At 39.5% G+C, this 18,410-nt stretch carries 15 protein-coding genes; 8 read left to right on the plus strand and 7 right to left on the minus strand.

Annotated features, from left to right (window positions below):
* Positions 1-39: 39 nt before the first annotated feature.
* The 7 genes from rsmG to rpmH all read right to left on the minus strand — a co-directional run bounded on the left by rsmG (position 40) and on the right by rpmH (position 6,646).
* Complete coding sequence (rsmG, locus tag F7731_RS19670; RefSeq protein ID WP_151536495.1) at positions 40-756, minus strand: 16S rRNA (guanine(527)-N(7))-methyltransferase RsmG; 717 nt, start codon at positions 754-756, stop codon at positions 40-42.
* Positions 757-781: 25 nt separating this feature from the next.
* Positions 782-2,671, minus strand: a complete 1,890-nt coding sequence (gene mnmG / locus F7731_RS19675) for a tRNA uridine-5-carboxymethylaminomethyl(34) synthesis enzyme MnmG (protein WP_151536496.1) — start codon at positions 2,669-2,671, stop codon at positions 782-784.
* Positions 2,672-2,787: 116 nt separating this feature from the next.
* Positions 2,788-4,173, minus strand: coding sequence for a tRNA uridine-5-carboxymethylaminomethyl(34) synthesis GTPase MnmE (gene mnmE, locus F7731_RS19680; protein WP_151536497.1), 1,386 nt, complete (start codon positions 4,171-4,173; stop codon positions 2,788-2,790).
* 321 nt (positions 4,174-4,494) lie between these two features.
* Entirely contained in the window at positions 4,495-5,115 is a 621-nt protein-coding gene (gene jag, locus F7731_RS19685; protein WP_151536498.1) for an RNA-binding cell elongation regulator Jag/EloR, read from the minus strand.
* The gene (gene spoIIIJ, locus F7731_RS19690) at positions 5,112-5,888 is read right to left on the minus strand and encodes a YidC family membrane integrase SpoIIIJ (RefSeq protein WP_151536499.1); all 777 of its coding nucleotides are present in this window, start codon (positions 5,886-5,888) and stop codon (positions 5,112-5,114) included. Before spoIIIJ ends, jag begins: the two co-directional genes overlap by 4 nt.
* A gap of 170 nt (positions 5,889-6,058) precedes the next feature.
* Positions 6,059-6,427, minus strand: a complete 369-nt coding sequence (rnpA, locus tag F7731_RS19695; protein ID WP_151536500.1) for a ribonuclease P protein component — start codon at positions 6,425-6,427, stop codon at positions 6,059-6,061.
* Between the two features lie 84 nt (positions 6,428-6,511).
* A complete protein-coding gene (gene rpmH, locus F7731_RS19700; RefSeq protein ID WP_151536501.1) occupies positions 6,512-6,646 on the minus strand; it encodes a 50S ribosomal protein L34 in 135 nt (44 codons plus the stop codon).
* An 865-nt stretch (positions 6,647-7,511) separates the two neighbouring features.
* Here rpmH and dnaA point away from each other — a divergent pair.
* The 8 genes from dnaA (at position 7,512) to F7731_RS19740 (ending at position 18,093) form a co-directional block, all read left to right on the plus strand.
* Entirely contained in the window at positions 7,512-8,858 is a 1,347-nt protein-coding gene (gene dnaA / locus F7731_RS19705) for a chromosomal replication initiator protein DnaA (RefSeq protein ID WP_151536502.1), read from the plus strand.
* Positions 8,859-9,032: 174 nt separating this feature from the next.
* Positions 9,033-10,169 carry a DNA polymerase III subunit beta gene (gene dnaN / locus F7731_RS19710; RefSeq protein WP_151536503.1) on the plus strand — a complete coding sequence of 379 codons (1,137 nt, stop codon included), beginning with the start codon at positions 9,033-9,035 and terminating at the stop codon, positions 10,167-10,169.
* 175 nt (positions 10,170-10,344) lie between these two features.
* Entirely contained in the window at positions 10,345-10,554 is a 210-nt protein-coding gene (gene yaaA, locus F7731_RS19715; protein WP_151536504.1) for a S4 domain-containing protein YaaA, read from the plus strand.
* A gap of 179 nt (positions 10,555-10,733) precedes the next feature.
* Complete coding sequence (gene recF, locus F7731_RS19720; protein ID WP_151536505.1) at positions 10,734-11,852, plus strand: DNA replication/repair protein RecF; 1,119 nt, start codon at positions 10,734-10,736, stop codon at positions 11,850-11,852.
* A 9-nt stretch (positions 11,853-11,861) separates the two neighbouring features.
* Positions 11,862-12,101, plus strand: coding sequence for an extracellular matrix regulator RemB (gene remB / locus F7731_RS19725; RefSeq protein ID WP_151536506.1), 240 nt, complete (start codon positions 11,862-11,864; stop codon positions 12,099-12,101).
* Between the two features lie 111 nt (positions 12,102-12,212).
* On the plus strand, positions 12,213-14,135 hold the full coding sequence (gene gyrB, locus F7731_RS19730) for a DNA topoisomerase (ATP-hydrolyzing) subunit B (protein WP_151536507.1): 1,923 nt from the start codon (positions 12,213-12,215) through the stop codon (positions 14,133-14,135).
* A gap of 128 nt (positions 14,136-14,263) precedes the next feature.
* Positions 14,264-16,789: a DNA gyrase subunit A gene (gene gyrA / locus F7731_RS19735; RefSeq protein ID WP_151536508.1), complete on the plus strand. Its 2,526-nt coding sequence runs from the start codon at positions 14,264-14,266 to the stop codon at positions 16,787-16,789.
* 203 nt (positions 16,790-16,992) lie between these two features.
* On the plus strand, positions 16,993-18,093 hold the full coding sequence (locus F7731_RS19740) for an HD-GYP domain-containing protein (RefSeq protein WP_246197331.1): 1,101 nt from the start codon (positions 16,993-16,995) through the stop codon (positions 18,091-18,093).
* Positions 18,094-18,410 lie beyond the last annotated feature (317 nt).

Here is an 18,410-nt window from a genome sequence, read left to right on the forward strand (position 1 = left end):
TGTCCCTAATTATGCCATAATTTCTTCAACTTGTAATCCTTATTCAATTGGAGTCTTGTTTGGAGTACCAGGTTTTCTTGGGTACTTTTTCGGAGTAGCCTTTTCTTTGTTAATAATTAATACGTTCCGCTCACTTTCCTCTTCCGGAAGTGTGAATGAAAAACTTTGCTGGAGTTTTCCGCCTAGGATAGAAAAAGCCTTCTTCCCTACGTCTAATTCTTCCTTTGCACTTGCACCCTTCATAGCAACAAATGTGCCGCCAACTTTAACGAGCGGCATACAAAGCTCGCTTAAAACTGAAAGCCTAGCAACAGCACGAGCAGTAACGACATCATATGATTCACGATGCTCTTTTTTCTGCCCAAATGTTTCTGCACGATCATGGATTAACTGAACATGCTCCAAGCCTAGTTCCTTCGTTAAATGCTCCAAAAATCCAATTCGCTTATTTAATGAATCAACAATGGTTACGTTAAGCTCCGGGAAGGCAATTTTAATCGGCAAGCTCGGAAAACCCGCTCCCGCTCCAACATCACATACATGTAAAGGACGGTTAAAATCAAAGTAAAAAGCAGCCGAAATGGAATCATAAAAATGCTTTAAATACACCTCTGGCTTATCTGTGATTGCCGTTAGGTTCATTTTCTCATTCCACTCTACTAATAAAGAATAGTATTTTTCATATTGCGCTAACTGCTGAGGCGAAAGAGAAATTCCTTTCGCCGCCAGCGCTTCAATAAATTGTTCAGTATTCATGTGCTATTCCTTTCCCAAGAAAAAATTATTCGTTTGTCACCTTAGCAATACGGCCCTGCTCAATATAAATGAGCAAAATCGAAATATCAGCAGGATTGACACCGGAAGTTCTAGAGGCTTGTGCAATCGATAACGGCATAACTTCTTTCAGATTATGTCTAGCCTCCATTGCAAGACCTGTAATAGCGTCATAATCAATATTCTCAGGAATCTTTTTGTCTTCCATTTTCTTTAACCGCTCTACTTGCTGCAGCGACTTGTCGATATAGCCTTCATATTTAATTTGGATTTCCACTTGTTCCTCTACTTCAGGATTAAGCCTCTCTTCGCCAGGAGCAAGCTGCCAAATATGCTCGTAAGCCATTTCCGGTCTTTTTAATAGGTCTGAAGCGCGGATTCCGTCCTTTAATTCGCTTCCGCCAAGACTCTTAATTACCTCTTGAACATCTTTAGAAGGCTTAAGGATAATACTTTTTAACCGCTCAATTTCATTTTCAATCGCTTGTTTTTTCGCCGTGAATTTTTGATATCTTTCTTCGCTAATCAAGCCAACAGAATAGCCAAGCTCTGTTAAGCGTAAATCCGCATTATCATGGCGTAACAGCAGGCGATATTCCGCGCGGGAAGTAAGCAAGCGGTATGGCTCTTGTGTTCCCTTCGTAATCAAGTCATCAATCATGACTCCGATATAGGCGTCCGAACGGCTTAAAATAACCTCTTCTTTTCCAAACACGTTCATTGCAGCGTTAATGCCGGCCATAAGCCCTTGTGCACCTGCTTCTTCATAGCCGGAAGTTCCATTAATTTGCCCTGCTGTATATAAATTTTTCACTCTTTTCGTCTCTAATGTCGGCCAAAGCTGTGTCGGTCTAACTGAATCATATTCAATCGCATAGCCCGCGCGCATCATCTTCGCATTTTCTAGTCCAGGCACACTGCGGATCAAATCATGCTGCACTTCCTCCGGCAAGCTTGTCGATAACCCTTGAACATAGACTTCTTGCGTATTTCTGCCTTCAGGCTCAAGGAAAATTTGATGACGTGGCTTATCATTAAAGCGCACGATTTTATCCTCGATGGATGGGCAGTAACGCGGGCCTTTTCCTTTAATCATTCCTGAATACATCGGCGAACGGTGAAGATTGGCTTCGATGATTTCATGGGTTCTTTCACTCGTATATGTGAGCCAGCATGGCAGCTGATCCGTAATAAATTTCGTTGTTTCATAAGAGAAAGCGAGCGGCGCATCATCGCCAGGCTGAATTTCTGTTTTACTATAATCAATCGTATTGCTGTTCACGCGAGGAGGTGTCCCCGTCTTAAAGCGTTCAAGCTCAAACCCTAGCTCTTCTAAATTCTCAGACAGCTTAATAGATGGCTGCTGATTATTCGGACCGCTTGAATATTTCAGCTCGCCTAAAATAATTTCGCCTCTTAAAAAAGTCCCTGTCGTAATAATGACAGTTTTTGAATGATAGACGGCACCTGTTTGAGTAATGACCCCTTTACAAACTCCATCTTCTATAATTAACTGCTCAACCATTCCTTGAATCAAAGTGAGATTCTCTTGGTTTTCAAGCGCTTTTTTCATTTCATGCTGATACATAAACTTATCGGCCTGTGCCCTTAAGGCCCGAACAGCCGGGCCTTTTCCTGTATTCAGCATTCGCATTTGGATGTAGGTTTTATCAAGGTTTTTCGCCATCTCCCCACCCAAAGCATCAATTTCTCTCACAACAGTGCCTTTTGCCGGGCCGCCGATTGAAGGATTACATGGCATAAAGGCAACCATATCTAAATTTATCGTTATGACGAGTGTCTTTGCGCCAATGCGGGCGGACGCAAGGCCAGCTTCACAGCCCGCATGACCAGCCCCGACCACTATGACGTCATATGTTCCAGCTTCATATGGCATGATGCTGCCTCCTTTTGTATTTTTTTCGTGTTTTAGCTTATTTTACGCAAAAGATTGAATCTATAAGATTAAGGTTGAAAGTAAATTCTTCATGAAGCGCGTTTTCATCACTTACACTATTTCCCCAAACAAAATTGCGAAAACAACTGATCAATCAAGCTTTCATGAACACTGTCGCCAATAACTTCTCCGAGCAGCTCCCAAGTTCTCGTAAAATCAATTTGGACGATATCAATTGGTGTGCCCATTTCCACCGCCATTAACGCATCTTCCATCGCGCTTAATGCCTGATTCAGCAAGGCAATATGACGAGAATTCGAAACATATGTCATATCCCTAGCCTCAATAGAGCCTTCGAAAAAGAGCGCAGCAATCGCTTCCTCCAGCTCATCCACGCCTTGATCTTCTAACAAGGATGTAGTGACAAGCTTATGATTTTGCGAAAGCTCCCGAACCCGCTCCATATTAATACGCTGAGGCAGGTCTGTTTTATTGACAATGACGATAACATCCATGCCTTCAACCGCTTTAAATAAATTTTCGTCCTCACTAGATAAATCATCCGAATAATTAAGAACAAGCAAAATAAGGTCCGCTTCTTTTAAAACTTGCCGGGACCTTTCAACGCCGATTCGTTCGACTATATCCTCTGTTTCCCTTATTCCAGCCGTATCCAATAATCGCAATGGTACACCGCGAACATTCACATATTCCTCAATCACATCACGGGTTGTGCCCGGAATGTCTGTAACGATCGCTTTATTCTCCTGCACGAGGCTATTTAATAGCGACGATTTCCCTACATTTGGACGTCCAACGATTACAGTTGATAAGCCCTCACGCAGTATTTTCCCTTGATGAGATGTGCGAAGCAGCTTTTCGATTTCCTCTTTTACATAAGAGCCTTTCTCTAATAAAAGCTGATGAGTCATCTCTTCAACATCATCATATTCAGGATAATCAATATTCACCTCAACATGGGCAAGCGTCTCTAAAATCTCCTGACGCAGCTTCCGAATGAGTTTCGAAAGCCTTCCTTCCATTTGTCCGAGTGCTACATTCATCGCCCGATCAGTTTTGGCCCGAATTAAATCCATGACGGCCTCCGCCTGAGATAAATCAATCCGTCCATTTAAGAAGGCTCTTTTCGTAAACTCTCCTGGCTCTGCAAGTCTGGCCCCATTGCTTAAAACAAGCTGCAGCACGCGGTTAACCGACGCTATTCCCCCGTGGCAGTTGATTTCAACAACATTCTCTTTCGTAAAAGTTTTCGGAGCCTTCATAACGGAAACCATCACCTCTTCGGCAATCTCATTCGTCTTCAGATCCATCATATGGCCGTAATGAATTGTATGAGAGGCTGTCTCCTTCAGTCTCTTCCCTCCGACACCTCTAAACAGTTTATCTGCAATCGAAATGGCCTGGTCGCCACTTAAACGAACAATAGCTATAGCCCCTTCACCCATCGGCGTCGATATTGCAGCAATTGTATCAAATTCCATTAACTCCACCTCTTTTCACTTACATCTTATCTATTTAAAAATTGTTTCATGTGATTTCTACAAAATAATAGAATATCATATGCCTTTTTATTAGAAAACAAGTTTGCCCTTACTTTCCGCACCAATTAAACTTGTCCACAACTATAATTTTTTTATGATTTTAGTTTTTATCCACAACTACAAAAATTAATTATACTATATTTTAGCTTATCCACATGTGAATAACAATAAAAGCTAGAAATCAAGTGATTGAATCACCCTCAAATCATAAAAATGCTTTTTCGGCAAAAAAATAACCCAATCAACTGATTGGGTTATTGCTTATTTCACTGGTGAAATGACTAGATGACGATGCGGGTCGTTTCCGCTAGAATACGTTTTGATCCGCTTATTTTCTGCTAGTGCAGTATGAATTACTTTGCGCTCATAAGAAGGCATCGGTTCTAAAGTAATTGCTTGACCTGTTTTAATTGCCTTTTGCGCGAGCCGCCCAGCTAGTTGAATAAGTGTATCATTTCGTCTTTTTCGGTAATCCTCTGCATCGAGAATAACATTCATGTATTGATCTGAATAGCGGTTGATCACTAATTGTGTTAAATATTGCAAAGAATTTAAAGTCTGGCCTCTTTTTCCAATAAGTAAGGCGATCTTTTCTCCTGTTAAAATGAATTGGATGTTTCTGCCTTCACCTTCTACTTCAATATCAATAGCAGCGCCCATCTTTTCACTAACTTCTAACAGAAACTTCTTTCCTTCCTCAATTGGATCGAGTTTCATCACAGCTTTTACAATTGCAGGTCGTGAACCAAAGATGCCGAAAAATCCTTTTTTGCCTTCATCAACGATTGTAATTTCTGTACGTTCTTCTGTTGTCTGCAACTGAGCTAGAGCCGACTTTACTGCTTCCTCGACGGTAGTCCCTGTAGCAGTGACTTGTTTCACTTTTTAGCTCCTCCTGCTTTACCGGCTGCTGCCTGTTTCAGCTCCGGCCCTTTAATGAAATACGTCTGAACAATCATGAAGATATTTCCGACTACCCAATACAGTGAAAGAGCAGCTGGGAAGTTAATCGCAAAAACGACAATCATAATCGGCATAAGCCAAAGCATCATCGCCATTTGCGGATTTTGATTAGCTGTGCCTGCCATCATCATTTTTTGCTGAATAAATGTAGTGACACCAGCAACTAACGGCAATAAGTATATTGGATCTGGTGCACCTAATTCAAACCATAAAAATGAATGCAATTTAATCTCTTGAGTACGAGAAATGGCATGGTAGAAGCCAATTAAAACTGGCATCTGGATCAGTAAAGGGAAACATCCAGCTAATGGATTTACCCCGTGCTGCTGAAATAATGCCATTGTTTCCTGCTGTAGCTTTTGTTGAGTTTTCTGATCCTTTGAGCTGTACTTTTCTTTCAACTTTTGCATTTCCGGCTGTAATGCCTGCATTGCCTTTGAACTTTTTGTTTGCTTTATCATTAAAGGAAGCATGAACAAGCGAACAATAATCGTTACAATAATAATAGATAATCCAAAGCTGCCACCCGCAAATTCAGCAACTTTTATAATTAAAAGTGAAAGCGGATAAACTATGTATTGGTTCCAAAACCCTTCACTTTCCGCAGTAATCGGCTTACTAATATCCGTACAGCCTGATAAGAGCGCCATTAAGAAAATTAAACCGACTACAAGTAGTATTCTTTTCTTCAAACGATTTTTCCTCCTTACTGCTCCTGAAAAATTTATATACGCTAGTTGATTTCCACATGTTTCTTCCTCTTACGAAGCAAATCCATTCAGAAGATTATGGAAAAAACAATACTTCATTTATTTTAACACTTTTAATAGAGCATGTCTTTAATGAAAAGCATTGAAGCCCCTCACTGTTTTTCATTATAGCCAGCCTTGTGTTTACTCAAAACTCTCGAGAGCTTCAACACATGAATTAAACTGCTTTTGATCTCATGAAATCCCATCTCAGCGACAGGTTTTCTCGCAATAATAATATAATCAAATTTCTGATTTAATTCATTTTCAAGCTCATGGAAGGCCTGGCGCACATAGCGCTTAATCTGATTCCTCGTGACAGCGTTACCAATTTTCTTGCTTACAGAAAGACCGATTCGAAAATGCTCCTGATCCGGCTTTCTTAATGAATAAACAACAAATTGGCGATTCGCAAATGAATTGCCATTTTTAAAGGCCTCTTGAAAATCTTTATTCTTTTTTACGCGAAATTCTTTTTTCATCGTCCTAACCCTCTCTAAAAAGCGTAAGACTTTGTAGAAATTTTAATAGTCTATGGAAAAAAAGACCACTGACGTTTCAGTGGCCTAAGCAGATAATACTTTTCTTCCTTTACGGCGGCGACGAGCTAGAACATTACGTCCGTTTGGCGTGCTCATGCGGCTGCGGAATCCATGAACTTTACTTCTTTTACGTTTCTTTGGTTGGAAAGTTCTTTTCATTATATGACACCTCCCTGAGGAATAGCTGTTAAAGACAGTCTTACTAATTATAAAGATGTAACTAGAATGTTGTCAACTGGAAAAGCAGAAACGCTTTGCGCTGCGGCTAGACAGCTATAATGCGAAAGCGCCTCGAGCGGATAGAGCCCGAAGATCATCCAATTATAAAAAACTACATTCATTTTCACATTAACCAAAAGTTCTACCTAGAAATTTTACTCTCTTTTTCGCTCATTGTCACTTAAAAATTTGTTTCTTAAGAAAGTAATTTTCTCCAATTATATTTTTCATCATGCTATTTTAGCTCGCTTCCACTTCAAAGCATACGATGTACAAGTGCAAGCCATAACATTGAGTCATGCGACCTTAACCTTCGAATTTTCGACTTGTGGATAATTTTTCGACACATTTTTTATTATCCACAACACATATTGACAGCTTTTTCACAGAATCACCTCTTGTGGACAAATAAAATCCACATGCCCTTAAGCTTGTGGATAAATTATTAAAAACCATTGCACCTATTAGGAATATCTGTTATCATATTTGTGTTTTCACACTTAATAAATCATTGTGCATAACTGTATTATCCACAGATTGTGGATAACATGTGGATGAGTTATTCTATATGGTTGTAAAACCTTGTCCACAACTAGTGGATATTGTCGAAATCCTTCTTCTCTTCCTTATAATATGTTTTTCCACATACATGAGACTGTATATTTATTAATATATAGGTTGTACTGGTGGTATAACCTATATTTTTTTGGCGCCTATCATTCTTAAACACTTATAAAATGTGATTGTTTACCTACGACGATATCACTATTTCTTTTTATAGTAACTGGCAAAGGAGGGCTATCTATTGGAGAACATTTCGGATCTTTGGAATAATGCATTAGCCGAAATTGAAAAGAAAATAAGCAAACCAAGCTATGAAACATGGCTGAAGTCGACGAAAGCTCATTCTCTTCAAGGGGACTCTTTAGTGATCACTGCACCAAATGAGTTTGCTCGAGATTGGCTAGAAGAACGCTATTCCCAACTGATCTCTGGTATTCTCTATGACATCACTGGAGAAGAATTAGGAGTAAAATTTATTATTCCTCAAAATCAATATGATGACGGGCAGAACATCCAAAATGCGCCGAAAAAAGCAGAAAAAGAGGATGAACACACAGAATTGCCTGTCAATATGCTGAATCCGAAATATACATTTGACACCTTTGTTATTGGGTCTGGCAACCGCTTTGCCCATGCCGCTTCATTAGCTGTTGCAGAAGCTCCAGCCAAAGCATATAACCCATTATTTATATATGGGGGAGTTGGGCTAGGAAAAACTCACCTTATGCATGCTATTGGCCATTATGTGTTAGATCATAATCCATCGGCTAAGGTCGTCTATTTATCATCAGAAAAGTTTACGAACGAGTTCATTAACTCGATTCGTGATAATAAAGCTGTCGATTTTCGAAATAAATATCGAAAAGTCGATGTGCTTTTAATAGATGATATTCAGTTTCTAGCGGGAAAAGAATCAACTCAAGAGGAATTTTTCCATACATTTAATACATTACATGAGGAAAGTAAGCAAATTATTATTTCAAGTGACCGGCCGCCGAAGGAAATCCCTACACTCGAAGACCGTCTGCGATCCAGGTTTGAGTGGGGTCTTATTACCGACATTACGCCGCCTGATTTGGAAACAAGAATTGCTATTCTTAGAAAAAAGGCAAAAGCGGAAGGACTCGATATTCCGAATGAAGTCATGCTTTATATTGCTAATCAGATTGATTCCAATATCCGTGAACTAGAGGGCGCTCTTATTCGCGTTGTTGCGTACTCATCCTTAATTAATAAAGACATTAATGCTGATTTAGCAGCCGAAGCGCTTAAAAACATCATTCCGAGCTCAAAGCCAAAAGTCATTACGATTCTTGATATTCAACGCGTTGTCGGAGAACACTATAATGTGAAGCTAGAAGATTTTAAAGCGAAAAAGCGGACAAAATCTGTTGCTTTCCCTCGACAAATTGCTATGTATTTATCAAGAGAGCTCACTGATTTCTCTTTGCCTAAAATTGGTGAGGAATTTGGCGGCAGAGACCATACGACGGTCATTCATGCCCATGAAAAAATTTCAAAACTTATCCAAACAGATACTCAATTTCAAAAGCAGATTAAAGAGATTCATGAAATCCTGAAAATATAGTGTGCATAACATAGATAAGCTTATACACAGTCTGTCCACATGTGGATAGGCTGTGTTTCCATTAAAAAATAGAGTTATCCACATGTTAACAAGCCCTACTAGTACTTCTATTATTTTTTTAAAGAAAATATATAACTAAAATATAAAAAATTTATTTAGACGGAGGATTAAGAAATGAGATTTATAATCCAACGGGATCGTTTAGTTCAAAGTGTTCAAGATGTCATGAAGGCTGTAACGAGCCGAACGACTATTCCGATTTTGACAGGAATTAAAGTTGTTGCTACTTCAGAAGGGGTAACATTAACAGGAAGTGATTCTGATATTTCCATTGAATCATTTATTCCTAAAGAAGAAGATGGAAATGAAATAGCTGAAATTAAGCAAACAGGCGCAATCGTACTGCAAGCGAAGTTTTTCAGTGAAATTGTTAAGAAGCTTCCGACTGACTCAGTCGAAATCCATGTGGAAAACCAATTACAAACTGTCATTCGTTCCGGAAAGTCCGAATTTAAACTTAATGGCTTAGATGCGGAAGAATATCCGCTCTTACCGCAAATATCAGAAGAAAATGTATTTAAAGTTCCAACAGATCTTTTAAAAGCAATGATTCGCCAAACTGTTTTCTCAGTGTCCACCTCAGAAACACGCCCCATCTTGACAGGTGTCAACTGGAAGGTGGAAAACGGGGAGTTAACCTGTATTGCAACAGATAGTCATCGTTTAGCTTTAAGAAAAGCAAGAATCGAAACAGAGAATGCCGAAAATTATAATGTTGTCATTCCAGGGAAGAGCTTAAATGAGTTAAGTAAAATTTTGGATGATAATAATGATCTCGTGGAAATCGTTATTACAGAAAATCAAGTTTTATTTAAAGCCAAGCATGTGCTGTTTTTCTCAAGATTGCTAGAAGGGAATTATCCTGACACATCAAGATTAATTCCGACAGAAAGTAAAACCGATATTGTTGTCAACACGAAGGAATTCCTTCAAGCGATTGATCGTGCTTCCTTGCTTGCTAGAGAGGGAAGAAACAATGTCGTTAAATTTACGACGATTGAAGGAGGAATTATCGAAATTTCCTCCAACACACCAGAAATCGGACATGTTGTCGAAGAGCTGCAAAGCAAATCTGTCGAAGGCGAAGAGTTAAAGATATCCTTCAGTGCTAAATTTATGATGGATGCACTGAAAACATTAGAGGGCTCAGAGATTACAATTAGCTTCACAGGCGCAATGAGACCGTTTGTTATTCGTCCAATTAACGATGACTCCATCCTTCAGCTCATTTTGCCTGTAAGAACGTATTAAACGATAAGAAGAAAGGCTGCCAGCAATTGCTGGTAGCTTTTCTTTGTGTAATAGCGAATTTTTTAGTAAAATAGAACTTTAGAGCTTATTTGTGAATACGCATTATATTTGCAATGGAATTTTGCAGATTTCCCTTTTTTGCTTTCAGAAGTCAAATAATTGAGGAAGTGAAAAGATGACAAAAATAAATATTGATACGGAATACATTACGTTAGGCCAATTTCTTAAAGTGTCAGATGTCATTCAATCTGGCGGTATGGCTAAATGGTTTTTAGGCGAATATGAAGTTTTCATAAATGGGGAGCAAGATCAAAGAAGAGGCAGAAAGCTCCGAGCAGGAGATGAAATTCAAATCCCCGGATTCGGATCGTTTGTTATCGTTTAATTAAAATGTGTGTTCAAAAAGGAGGATAAAAAGAGCCGAGAAGTTCAAGGAAGCGCAGCCTTCGAGCACCGGAACGTATGCTTTTAATACGTGAGGAGCAGAGAAGCAAGCTGACGCCGAAATTCGACAGCTATTTTTCCCGGACTTTTTGAACATCCTCTTAAAAGGATGGCGCGTCCATGTATATAGAGCAATTGGGTTTAAAAAATTATCGGAACTATGACAATTTAGAGGTCCAGTTCGAGAATAAGGTCAATGTCATTTTAGGCGAAAATGCGCAGGGGAAAACAAATGTCATGGAATCTATCTATGTTTTGGCCATGGCAAAGTCGCATCGTACGTCAAATGATAAAGATCTTATCCGCTGGGATCAAGAGTATGCTAAAATAGAGGGTAGGGTCCAAAAAAGTCGCGGATCTCTGCCTATGGAACTAATTATTTCTAAAAAGGGAAAAAAGGCAAAGTGCAATCATATTGAGCAGCAAAAATTAAGTCAATATGTTGGGAATATGAATGTAGTCATGTTTGCCCCTGAGGATCTCCATCTTGTGAAAGGGAGTCCGCAAGTGAGACGCCGTTTTATCGATATGGAAATCGGGCAAGTCTCTCCCTTGTATTTACATGATATAAGCCAGTATCAAAAAATATTGCAGCAAAGGAATCACTATTTAAAACAACTGCAAATAAAAAAACAAACCGATCATACGATGCTGGACATCTTAACCGAGCAGTTTATTCAAACAGCGGTAAAAATCATTTCAAAACGCTTCGAATTTCTACAGCTGCTTGAAAATTGGGCCAAGCCCATTCATGAAGGCATATCAAGAGGGCTTGAATCTTTAAAAATAGAGTACAAACCGTCGGCAGATGTATCAGATGAGCAAGATTTGTCGAAAATGATGACAGTATACGAAGAAAAATTTAGTAAAATTAAAAATAGAGAGATTGAACGGGGAGTGACGATGTTCGGTCCTCATCGTGACGATCTTCTTTTCTACGTAAACGGGCGTGATGTACAAACCTTTGGCTCTCAAGGCCAGCAGCGTACAACCGCTTTATCTGTTAAACTTGCCGAAATTGAGCTTATTCATTCGGAAATTGGCGAATATCCACTTCTTCTCCTTGATGATGTTCTTTCTGAACTTGATGATTATCGGCAATCTCATTTACTGAATACGATTCAAGGTAAGGTACAAACCTTTGTCACAACGACAAGTGTTGATGGCATTGATCATCAAACCTTAAAAGAGGCGGCTGCTTTCAAAGTAGAAGCCGGAAGTATGAAAAAGATTCAATGAGGTGAGCATTTGTACATTCATGTCGGAGAAGATATTTTAGTTCGGTCCAAAGACATCATTGCCATTCTTGATAAGCGAAGCGTTCACTCTTCTAAAGCGATAGTAGAGTTTTTAGAGCGCCGGAATCAATCAATCATTAACCTCGCAAAAGGGTCTTATAAATCAGTGGTCATCACCACGAAGAAAATCTATTTCTCTCCACTGGCATCCAGTACGTTAAAAAAACGTTCAACCCAATCGGCTATTTAAATATTAAAAAAAGATAATAGTTTGGCGGAAAAATAAAGCAAGCCAAGCTTTTTTATAGATGATGGATATTTTTACGTAATGCAAACGAAAGTGTAGGTGATCGATGTGTCAATGGAGCAAAAGGCTGTGCAGGAAGAGTCTTATGATGCCAATCAGATACAAGTTTTAGAAGGTCTTGAAGCGGTTCGTAAGCGTCCAGGAATGTATATTGGCTCTACAAGTGCTAAGGGTTTGCACCATCTCGTATGGGAAATTGTAGACAACAGTATCGATGAAGCATTAGCCGGATATTGTTCAGAGATTAATGTGTGCATCGAGAAAGATAATAGTATAACAGTCATCGATAACGGGCGCGGAATTCCTGTTGGTATTCAGGAAAAAATGGGGCGTCCGGCCGTTGAAGTCATTATGACTGTTCTTCACGCCGGAGGGAAATTTGGCGGCGGCGGATATAAAGTTTCTGGCGGATTGCATGGGGTAGGCGCTTCAGTTGTAAATGCACTTTCCACTGAATTAGAAGTATTTGTCCATCGGGATGGACATGTTCACTATATTAAATTTGAGCGTGGAGTGACAACTGAGGATTTAAAAATTATTGGGGAAACAGACCATACTGGCTCCACCATTCATTTCAAGCCGGATCCCGAGATTTTTACAGAAACGACGGTTTATGACTTTGAGACATTGGCAAACCGAATTCGGGAATTAGCGTTCTTAAATCGTGGCTTAAAAATTACGATTGAAGATAAACGCGAAGACGGTAAAAAGCTTGAATACATGTATGAAGGCGGAATTAAGTCATATGTGGAGCATTTAAACCGTTCAAAGGAAGTCCTTCATGAGGAACCGATTTATATTGAGGGCGAGCGTGACGGAATTAATGTGGAAGTATCCATTCAATACAATGATGGCTATACAAGCAATATTTATTCCTTTGCGAACAACATCAATACGTATGAGGGCGGTACCCACGAAGTCGGCTTTAAAACAGCTTTAACGAGGGTTATTAACGACTACGCGCGAAGAAGTGGTATTTTTAAAGAAAATGATACCAATCTTTCCGGTGAAGATGTTCGTGAAGGAATAACTGCGATTATTTCCATTAAACATCCAGATCCTCAATTTGAAGGGCAAACGAAAACAAAGCTCGGAAATTCAGAAGCACGTGCTATTACAGATACTGTATTTTCTGAAGCATTAGAGAAGTTTTTACTAGAAAATCCGACGGTAGCAAGAAAAATTGTCGATAAAGGGCTGATGGCAGCCCGGGCAAGATTAGCGGCGAAAAAAGCCCGTGAATTAACGCGAAGAAAAAGCGCGCTCGAAGTTTCCAGCTTACCTGGGAAACTCGCGGATTGCTCTTCTAAAGATGCATCGATCTCCGAATTATATATCGTTGAGGGTGATTCGGCGGGCGGTTCAGCGAAGCAAGGCCGTGACCGCCACTTCCAAGCGATTCTTCCGCTAAGAGGGAAAATCCTCAATGTTGAAAAAGCGAGATTGGATCGAATTCTTTCGAATAATGAAGTGAGAGCCATGATTACAGCTGCAGGAACGGGAATTGGCGATGATTTTGATATTTCAAAAGCCCGTTATCACAAGATTGTCATTATGACAGATGCGGATGTGGATGGTGCTCATATTCGGACATTATTATTAACGTTCTTCTATCGCTATATGAGACAAATCCTTGAAGCGGGATATATTTATATTGCCCAGCCGCCATTATATAAAGTGCAGCAAGGGAAAAAAATCGAGTATGCATACAATGAACGCCAGCTTGAAGAAATTATGGCAGGCTTATCAAGCAATCCGAAGCCAAACGTTCAGCGCTATAAAGGATTAGGAGAAATGAATCCAGATCAGCTGTGGGAAACAACGATGAATCCTGAAACAAGAACCCTTCTTCAAGTGAATCTCGAAGATGCAATCGAAGCGGATGAAACCTTCGAAATCTTAATGGGTGACAAAGTTGAGCCGCGCAGACAGTTCATTGAGGAAAATGCGCTATATGTTAAGAACTTAGATATTTAAAGCATACAAGATTCTAGAACCAGGATAGATCATTGTTATTCTATCCTGGTTTTATATACAGAACGATAAGGCTGTCAACTTTTTTAAAATAGGTAAATTAAGCTTTTCACATAAAGGAGGTTCTTTACATGGCTGAAACTCCGAAGCCCCAAGTAAAAGAGATTAATATAAGCCAGGAAATGCGATCATCCTTCCTTGATTATGCGATGAGTGTTATTGTATCGCGTGCTTTACCGGATGTTCGCGACGGATTAAAACCGGTGCATCGCAGAATCTTATATGCGATGCATGATCTTGGCATGCATTCAGATAAACCTTATAAGAAATCAGCTCGTATCGTTGGAGACGTTATTGGTAAGTACCATCCTCATGGCGACTCTGCTGTTTACGAAACGATGGTGCGGATGGCACAGGACTTTAACTATCGTTATATGCTTGTCGATGGTCACGGCAACTTCGGTTCTGTCGACGGCGACTCTGCAGCAGCGATGCGTTATACAGAAGCTCGTATGTCAAAGATTTCTATGGAGCTTTTAAGAGATATTAATAAAGATACGATTGATTATCAAGATAACTATGATGGGGAAGAAAGAGAACCTGTTGTTTTACCTGCTAGATTCCCGAATTTATTAGTGAACGGGACCTCTGGAATCGCTGTCGGCATGGCAACAAATATTCCTCCGCACCAGCTTGGTGAAGTGATTGATGGGGTTTTGGCAATTAGTCAGGATCCTGATATTACAATTCCAGAACTGATGGATATTATTCCCGGACCGGATTTCCCGACTGCTGGAATGATTCTCGGCCGCAGCGGCATTCGCAAGGCTTATGAAACAGGAAGAGGCTCCATCACATTAAGAGCGAAGGTTGAAATTGAGCAAAAGGCGAATGGCAGAGAAGTTATTATTGTTAATGAAATCCCTTATCAAGTAAATAAAGCGAAACTAATTGAAAGAATTGCTGAGCTTGTTAGAGATAAGAAAATTGATGGAATTACCGATCTGCGTGATGAATCTGACCGTAACGGCATGCGGATTGTAATCGAGGTTCGCAGGGATGCGAATGCAAGTGTGCTATTAAATAATTTATATAAGCAAACAGCTATGCAGACAAGCTTTGGTATCAATTTGCTCGCTTTAGTTGATGGTGAGCCTAAGGTACTCAATTTAAAGCAATGCCTAGAGTATTACCTCAATCATCAAAAAGTCGTGATCCGCCGCAGAACAGAGTTTGAATTAAGAAAAGCGGAAGCGCGTGCCCATATTCTTGAAGGATTGCGCATTGCACTCGATCATTTGGATGAAGTCATTGCCTTAATCCGCAGTTCCCAAACAACGGATATTGCTAGAGAAGGATTAATGTCTAAATTCAATCTTTCTGAAAAGCAAGCTCAGGCCATTTTAGACATGCGTCTACAGCGTTTAACAGGCTTAGAACGCGAAAAGATTGAGGACGAGTATGCAAGCTTAGTAAAATTAATTGCTGAGCTTAAAGCGATTTTAGCGGATGAGGAAAAAGTCCTCGAAATTATCCGTGAAGAATTGCTTGAAATTAAAGAAAGATTTAATGATGAGCGCCGCACGGAAATCGTGTCAGGCGGCATTGAACAGATTGAAGACGAAGACTTAATTCCACGCGAAAATATAGTCATCACTTTAACGCATAAAGGCTATATTAAGCGTCTGCCTGTCTCTACTTATCGTGCCCAAAGACGTGGCGGCCGTGGAATTCAAGGAATGGGAACGAATGAAGATGACTTTGTTGAGCATTTAATAACAACATCTACTCATGACACCATTCTATTCTTTACAAATAAAGGGAAGGTATACCGTTCGAAAGGGTATGAAATTCCTGAATTTAGCCGCACAGCGAAAGGGATTCCAATTGTGAACCTGTTAAGCGGCATAGAAAAGGACGAATGGGTCAATGCGATTATTCCGATTGAGGAATTTGTCGATGATTGGTTCTTGTTCTTTACAACGAAGCAAGGGATTTCGAAGCGATCCCCACTTACTTCATTCGCTAATATTAGAAACAACGGATTAATAGCGATCAATTTAAGAGAAGATGACGAACTTATTTCTGTCCGCCTGACAGATGGCAGCAAGGAAATCATTATCGGTACCAAGAATGGATTACTTATTCGTTTCCCTGAGGAGGATGTACGCTCAATGGGCCGTACAGCTACCGGCGTAAAAGGGATAAACTTAAGCGAAGATGATGAAGTAGTCGGAATGGAAGTATTAGAAGAGAATTCCCAAATCCTAATTGTAACGAAAAACGGTTACGGGAAACGGACCCCTTCCGAAGAATATCGTATTCAAGGAAGAGGCGGTAAAGGGATTAAAACATGTAATATTACAGAGAAAAACGGCAGCCTTGTTTCCATGAGAGCAGTTACAGGTGAAGAGGATCTCATGCTTATTACAACTGGCGGTGTTCTTATCCGGATGGCTGTCAGCGACATCTCAACGATGGGACGGAATACGCAAGGTGTAAGACTTATTCGCTTAGATGAAAATATCGATGAATTTGTTGCGACCGTTGCCAAGGTTGAAAAAGATGAAGACAAGCCTGAAGAAGAAATGGCCAAGCCACTTGAAAGCGCCGAGTCCCTGCCTGCTGAAGAAGTAGCAGAGGATGAGCAAGAATAAAGATTAACAAGGAGGAACGCAAATTTGTGTTCCTTCTTTTTTATTGCCTAGCACAATAAAGAAATTCTGAGAATAGTGATCGTACGAGTAAAAGAGTTAGTATTTATGATGGGCAGATGCCCTTGAAGTACAAAGCACTTCCGCTTTTCTTATATAATGGGTTATAATGGTATAAATGACTCATGACATTTGGGGTGGAAGACTTGCGGGTACATATTAAAGAATTGCGAGAGGGATGTATTCTTTCTGAAGACGTCTTTAGTCTGACGAATCGTCCAATTGTTTCTAAAAAAACAATTTTAACTGATGAATTGATACATATTTTAGAAATTTTCCTCATTAAAGAGGTAGAAGTAGAAAAATTATTAGTCAATGGGACAGCATTTATTCCTACGGATTCTTTAAGTGATGACTTGAGCCCTGGCCCTGAAGTTAAAGAATCCATAATAGCGAGTAATGCTAGTCTTGAGGACCTGTTTCTACTAGCGGTCCAAGAGTATAAAAAGGAATTTAAAAATTGGCAGTCTGGTTTGCCGATTGATATTTCAAAGGTTAGGAATATTATGCTGCCTTTAATTGAAAAGGCAGAAACAAAGTCCTCTAGTCTATTTTCCATACATCATTTATCAACAAATGAAGAATATGTATATCAGCATTCCGTAGCTGTAGGATTATTGAGCGCTTTCATCGGAAGGAAGCTCAAACTTAGCAAAGGAGATATCGTCCAGCTTGCTATCGGAGGGTGTCTTTCTGATTGCGGAATGGCGAAGATCGACTCATCCATTCTCTTTAAAAATTCAGCATTAACTTTGCAAGAATTTGAAGAGATTAAAAGACACCCAGCTTATAGTTATAAAATGGTGCAAAATATTTCTCTATTAAGGGATACTACAAAGCTAGGTATTTTCCAACATCATGAAAGGTTAGATGGGAGCGGGTATCCCTTTGGGGAACAAAGTAATAAAATCAACACTTTCGCAAAAATCATTGGGGTCGCTGATACCTTCCATGCAATGACATGTAATAGACTTTATCGAAGGAAGCAGTCTCCTTTTAAAGTATTAGAGATGATGCTTCAGGATATGTTTGGAAAATATGATATTGCAGCCATGCAAGCAATCGGATCCGGATTTATGACTTTTTCAATCGGGAGCAATGTCAAGCTTTCAGACGGTCAAACGGCTGAAATTTTATTTATTGATGAAAAAGCTCCGACGAGGCCGTTAGTTAAAATAATATCAAACGGTGAAGTTTTCCATCTGGAAAAACACCGCCAATTATACATAGAAGAAGTTCTAAAATAAGGGGTTCTCCTATAAGTCATTTCTTCTGATTTATAGGAGAGTTTTTTAATAAAAAATTATAAAAAGCACTTGCAAAAGGATGGGCACGCTGGTATACTAATTCAAGTCAGCAAGTGAGAAATTCTTTTTTAAAATAAAGAAATAAAAGTTGTTGACATTATATTGCTATAATGTTATATTAATAAAGTCGCTTCTAGGCGACAAGATAGTTCTTTGAAAACTGAACGAACAAAACGTCAACGTTTTAGTCTTTTTATCAAAAAGACATTATGAGCTAATCAACTCACAATTTATTGGAGAGTTTGATCCTGGCTCAG

The sequence above is a fragment of the Cytobacillus depressus genome (assembly GCF_008923245.1).
GTDB classification, from domain to species: Bacteria; Bacillota; Bacilli; order Bacillales; family Cytobacillaceae; genus Cytobacillus; species Cytobacillus depressus.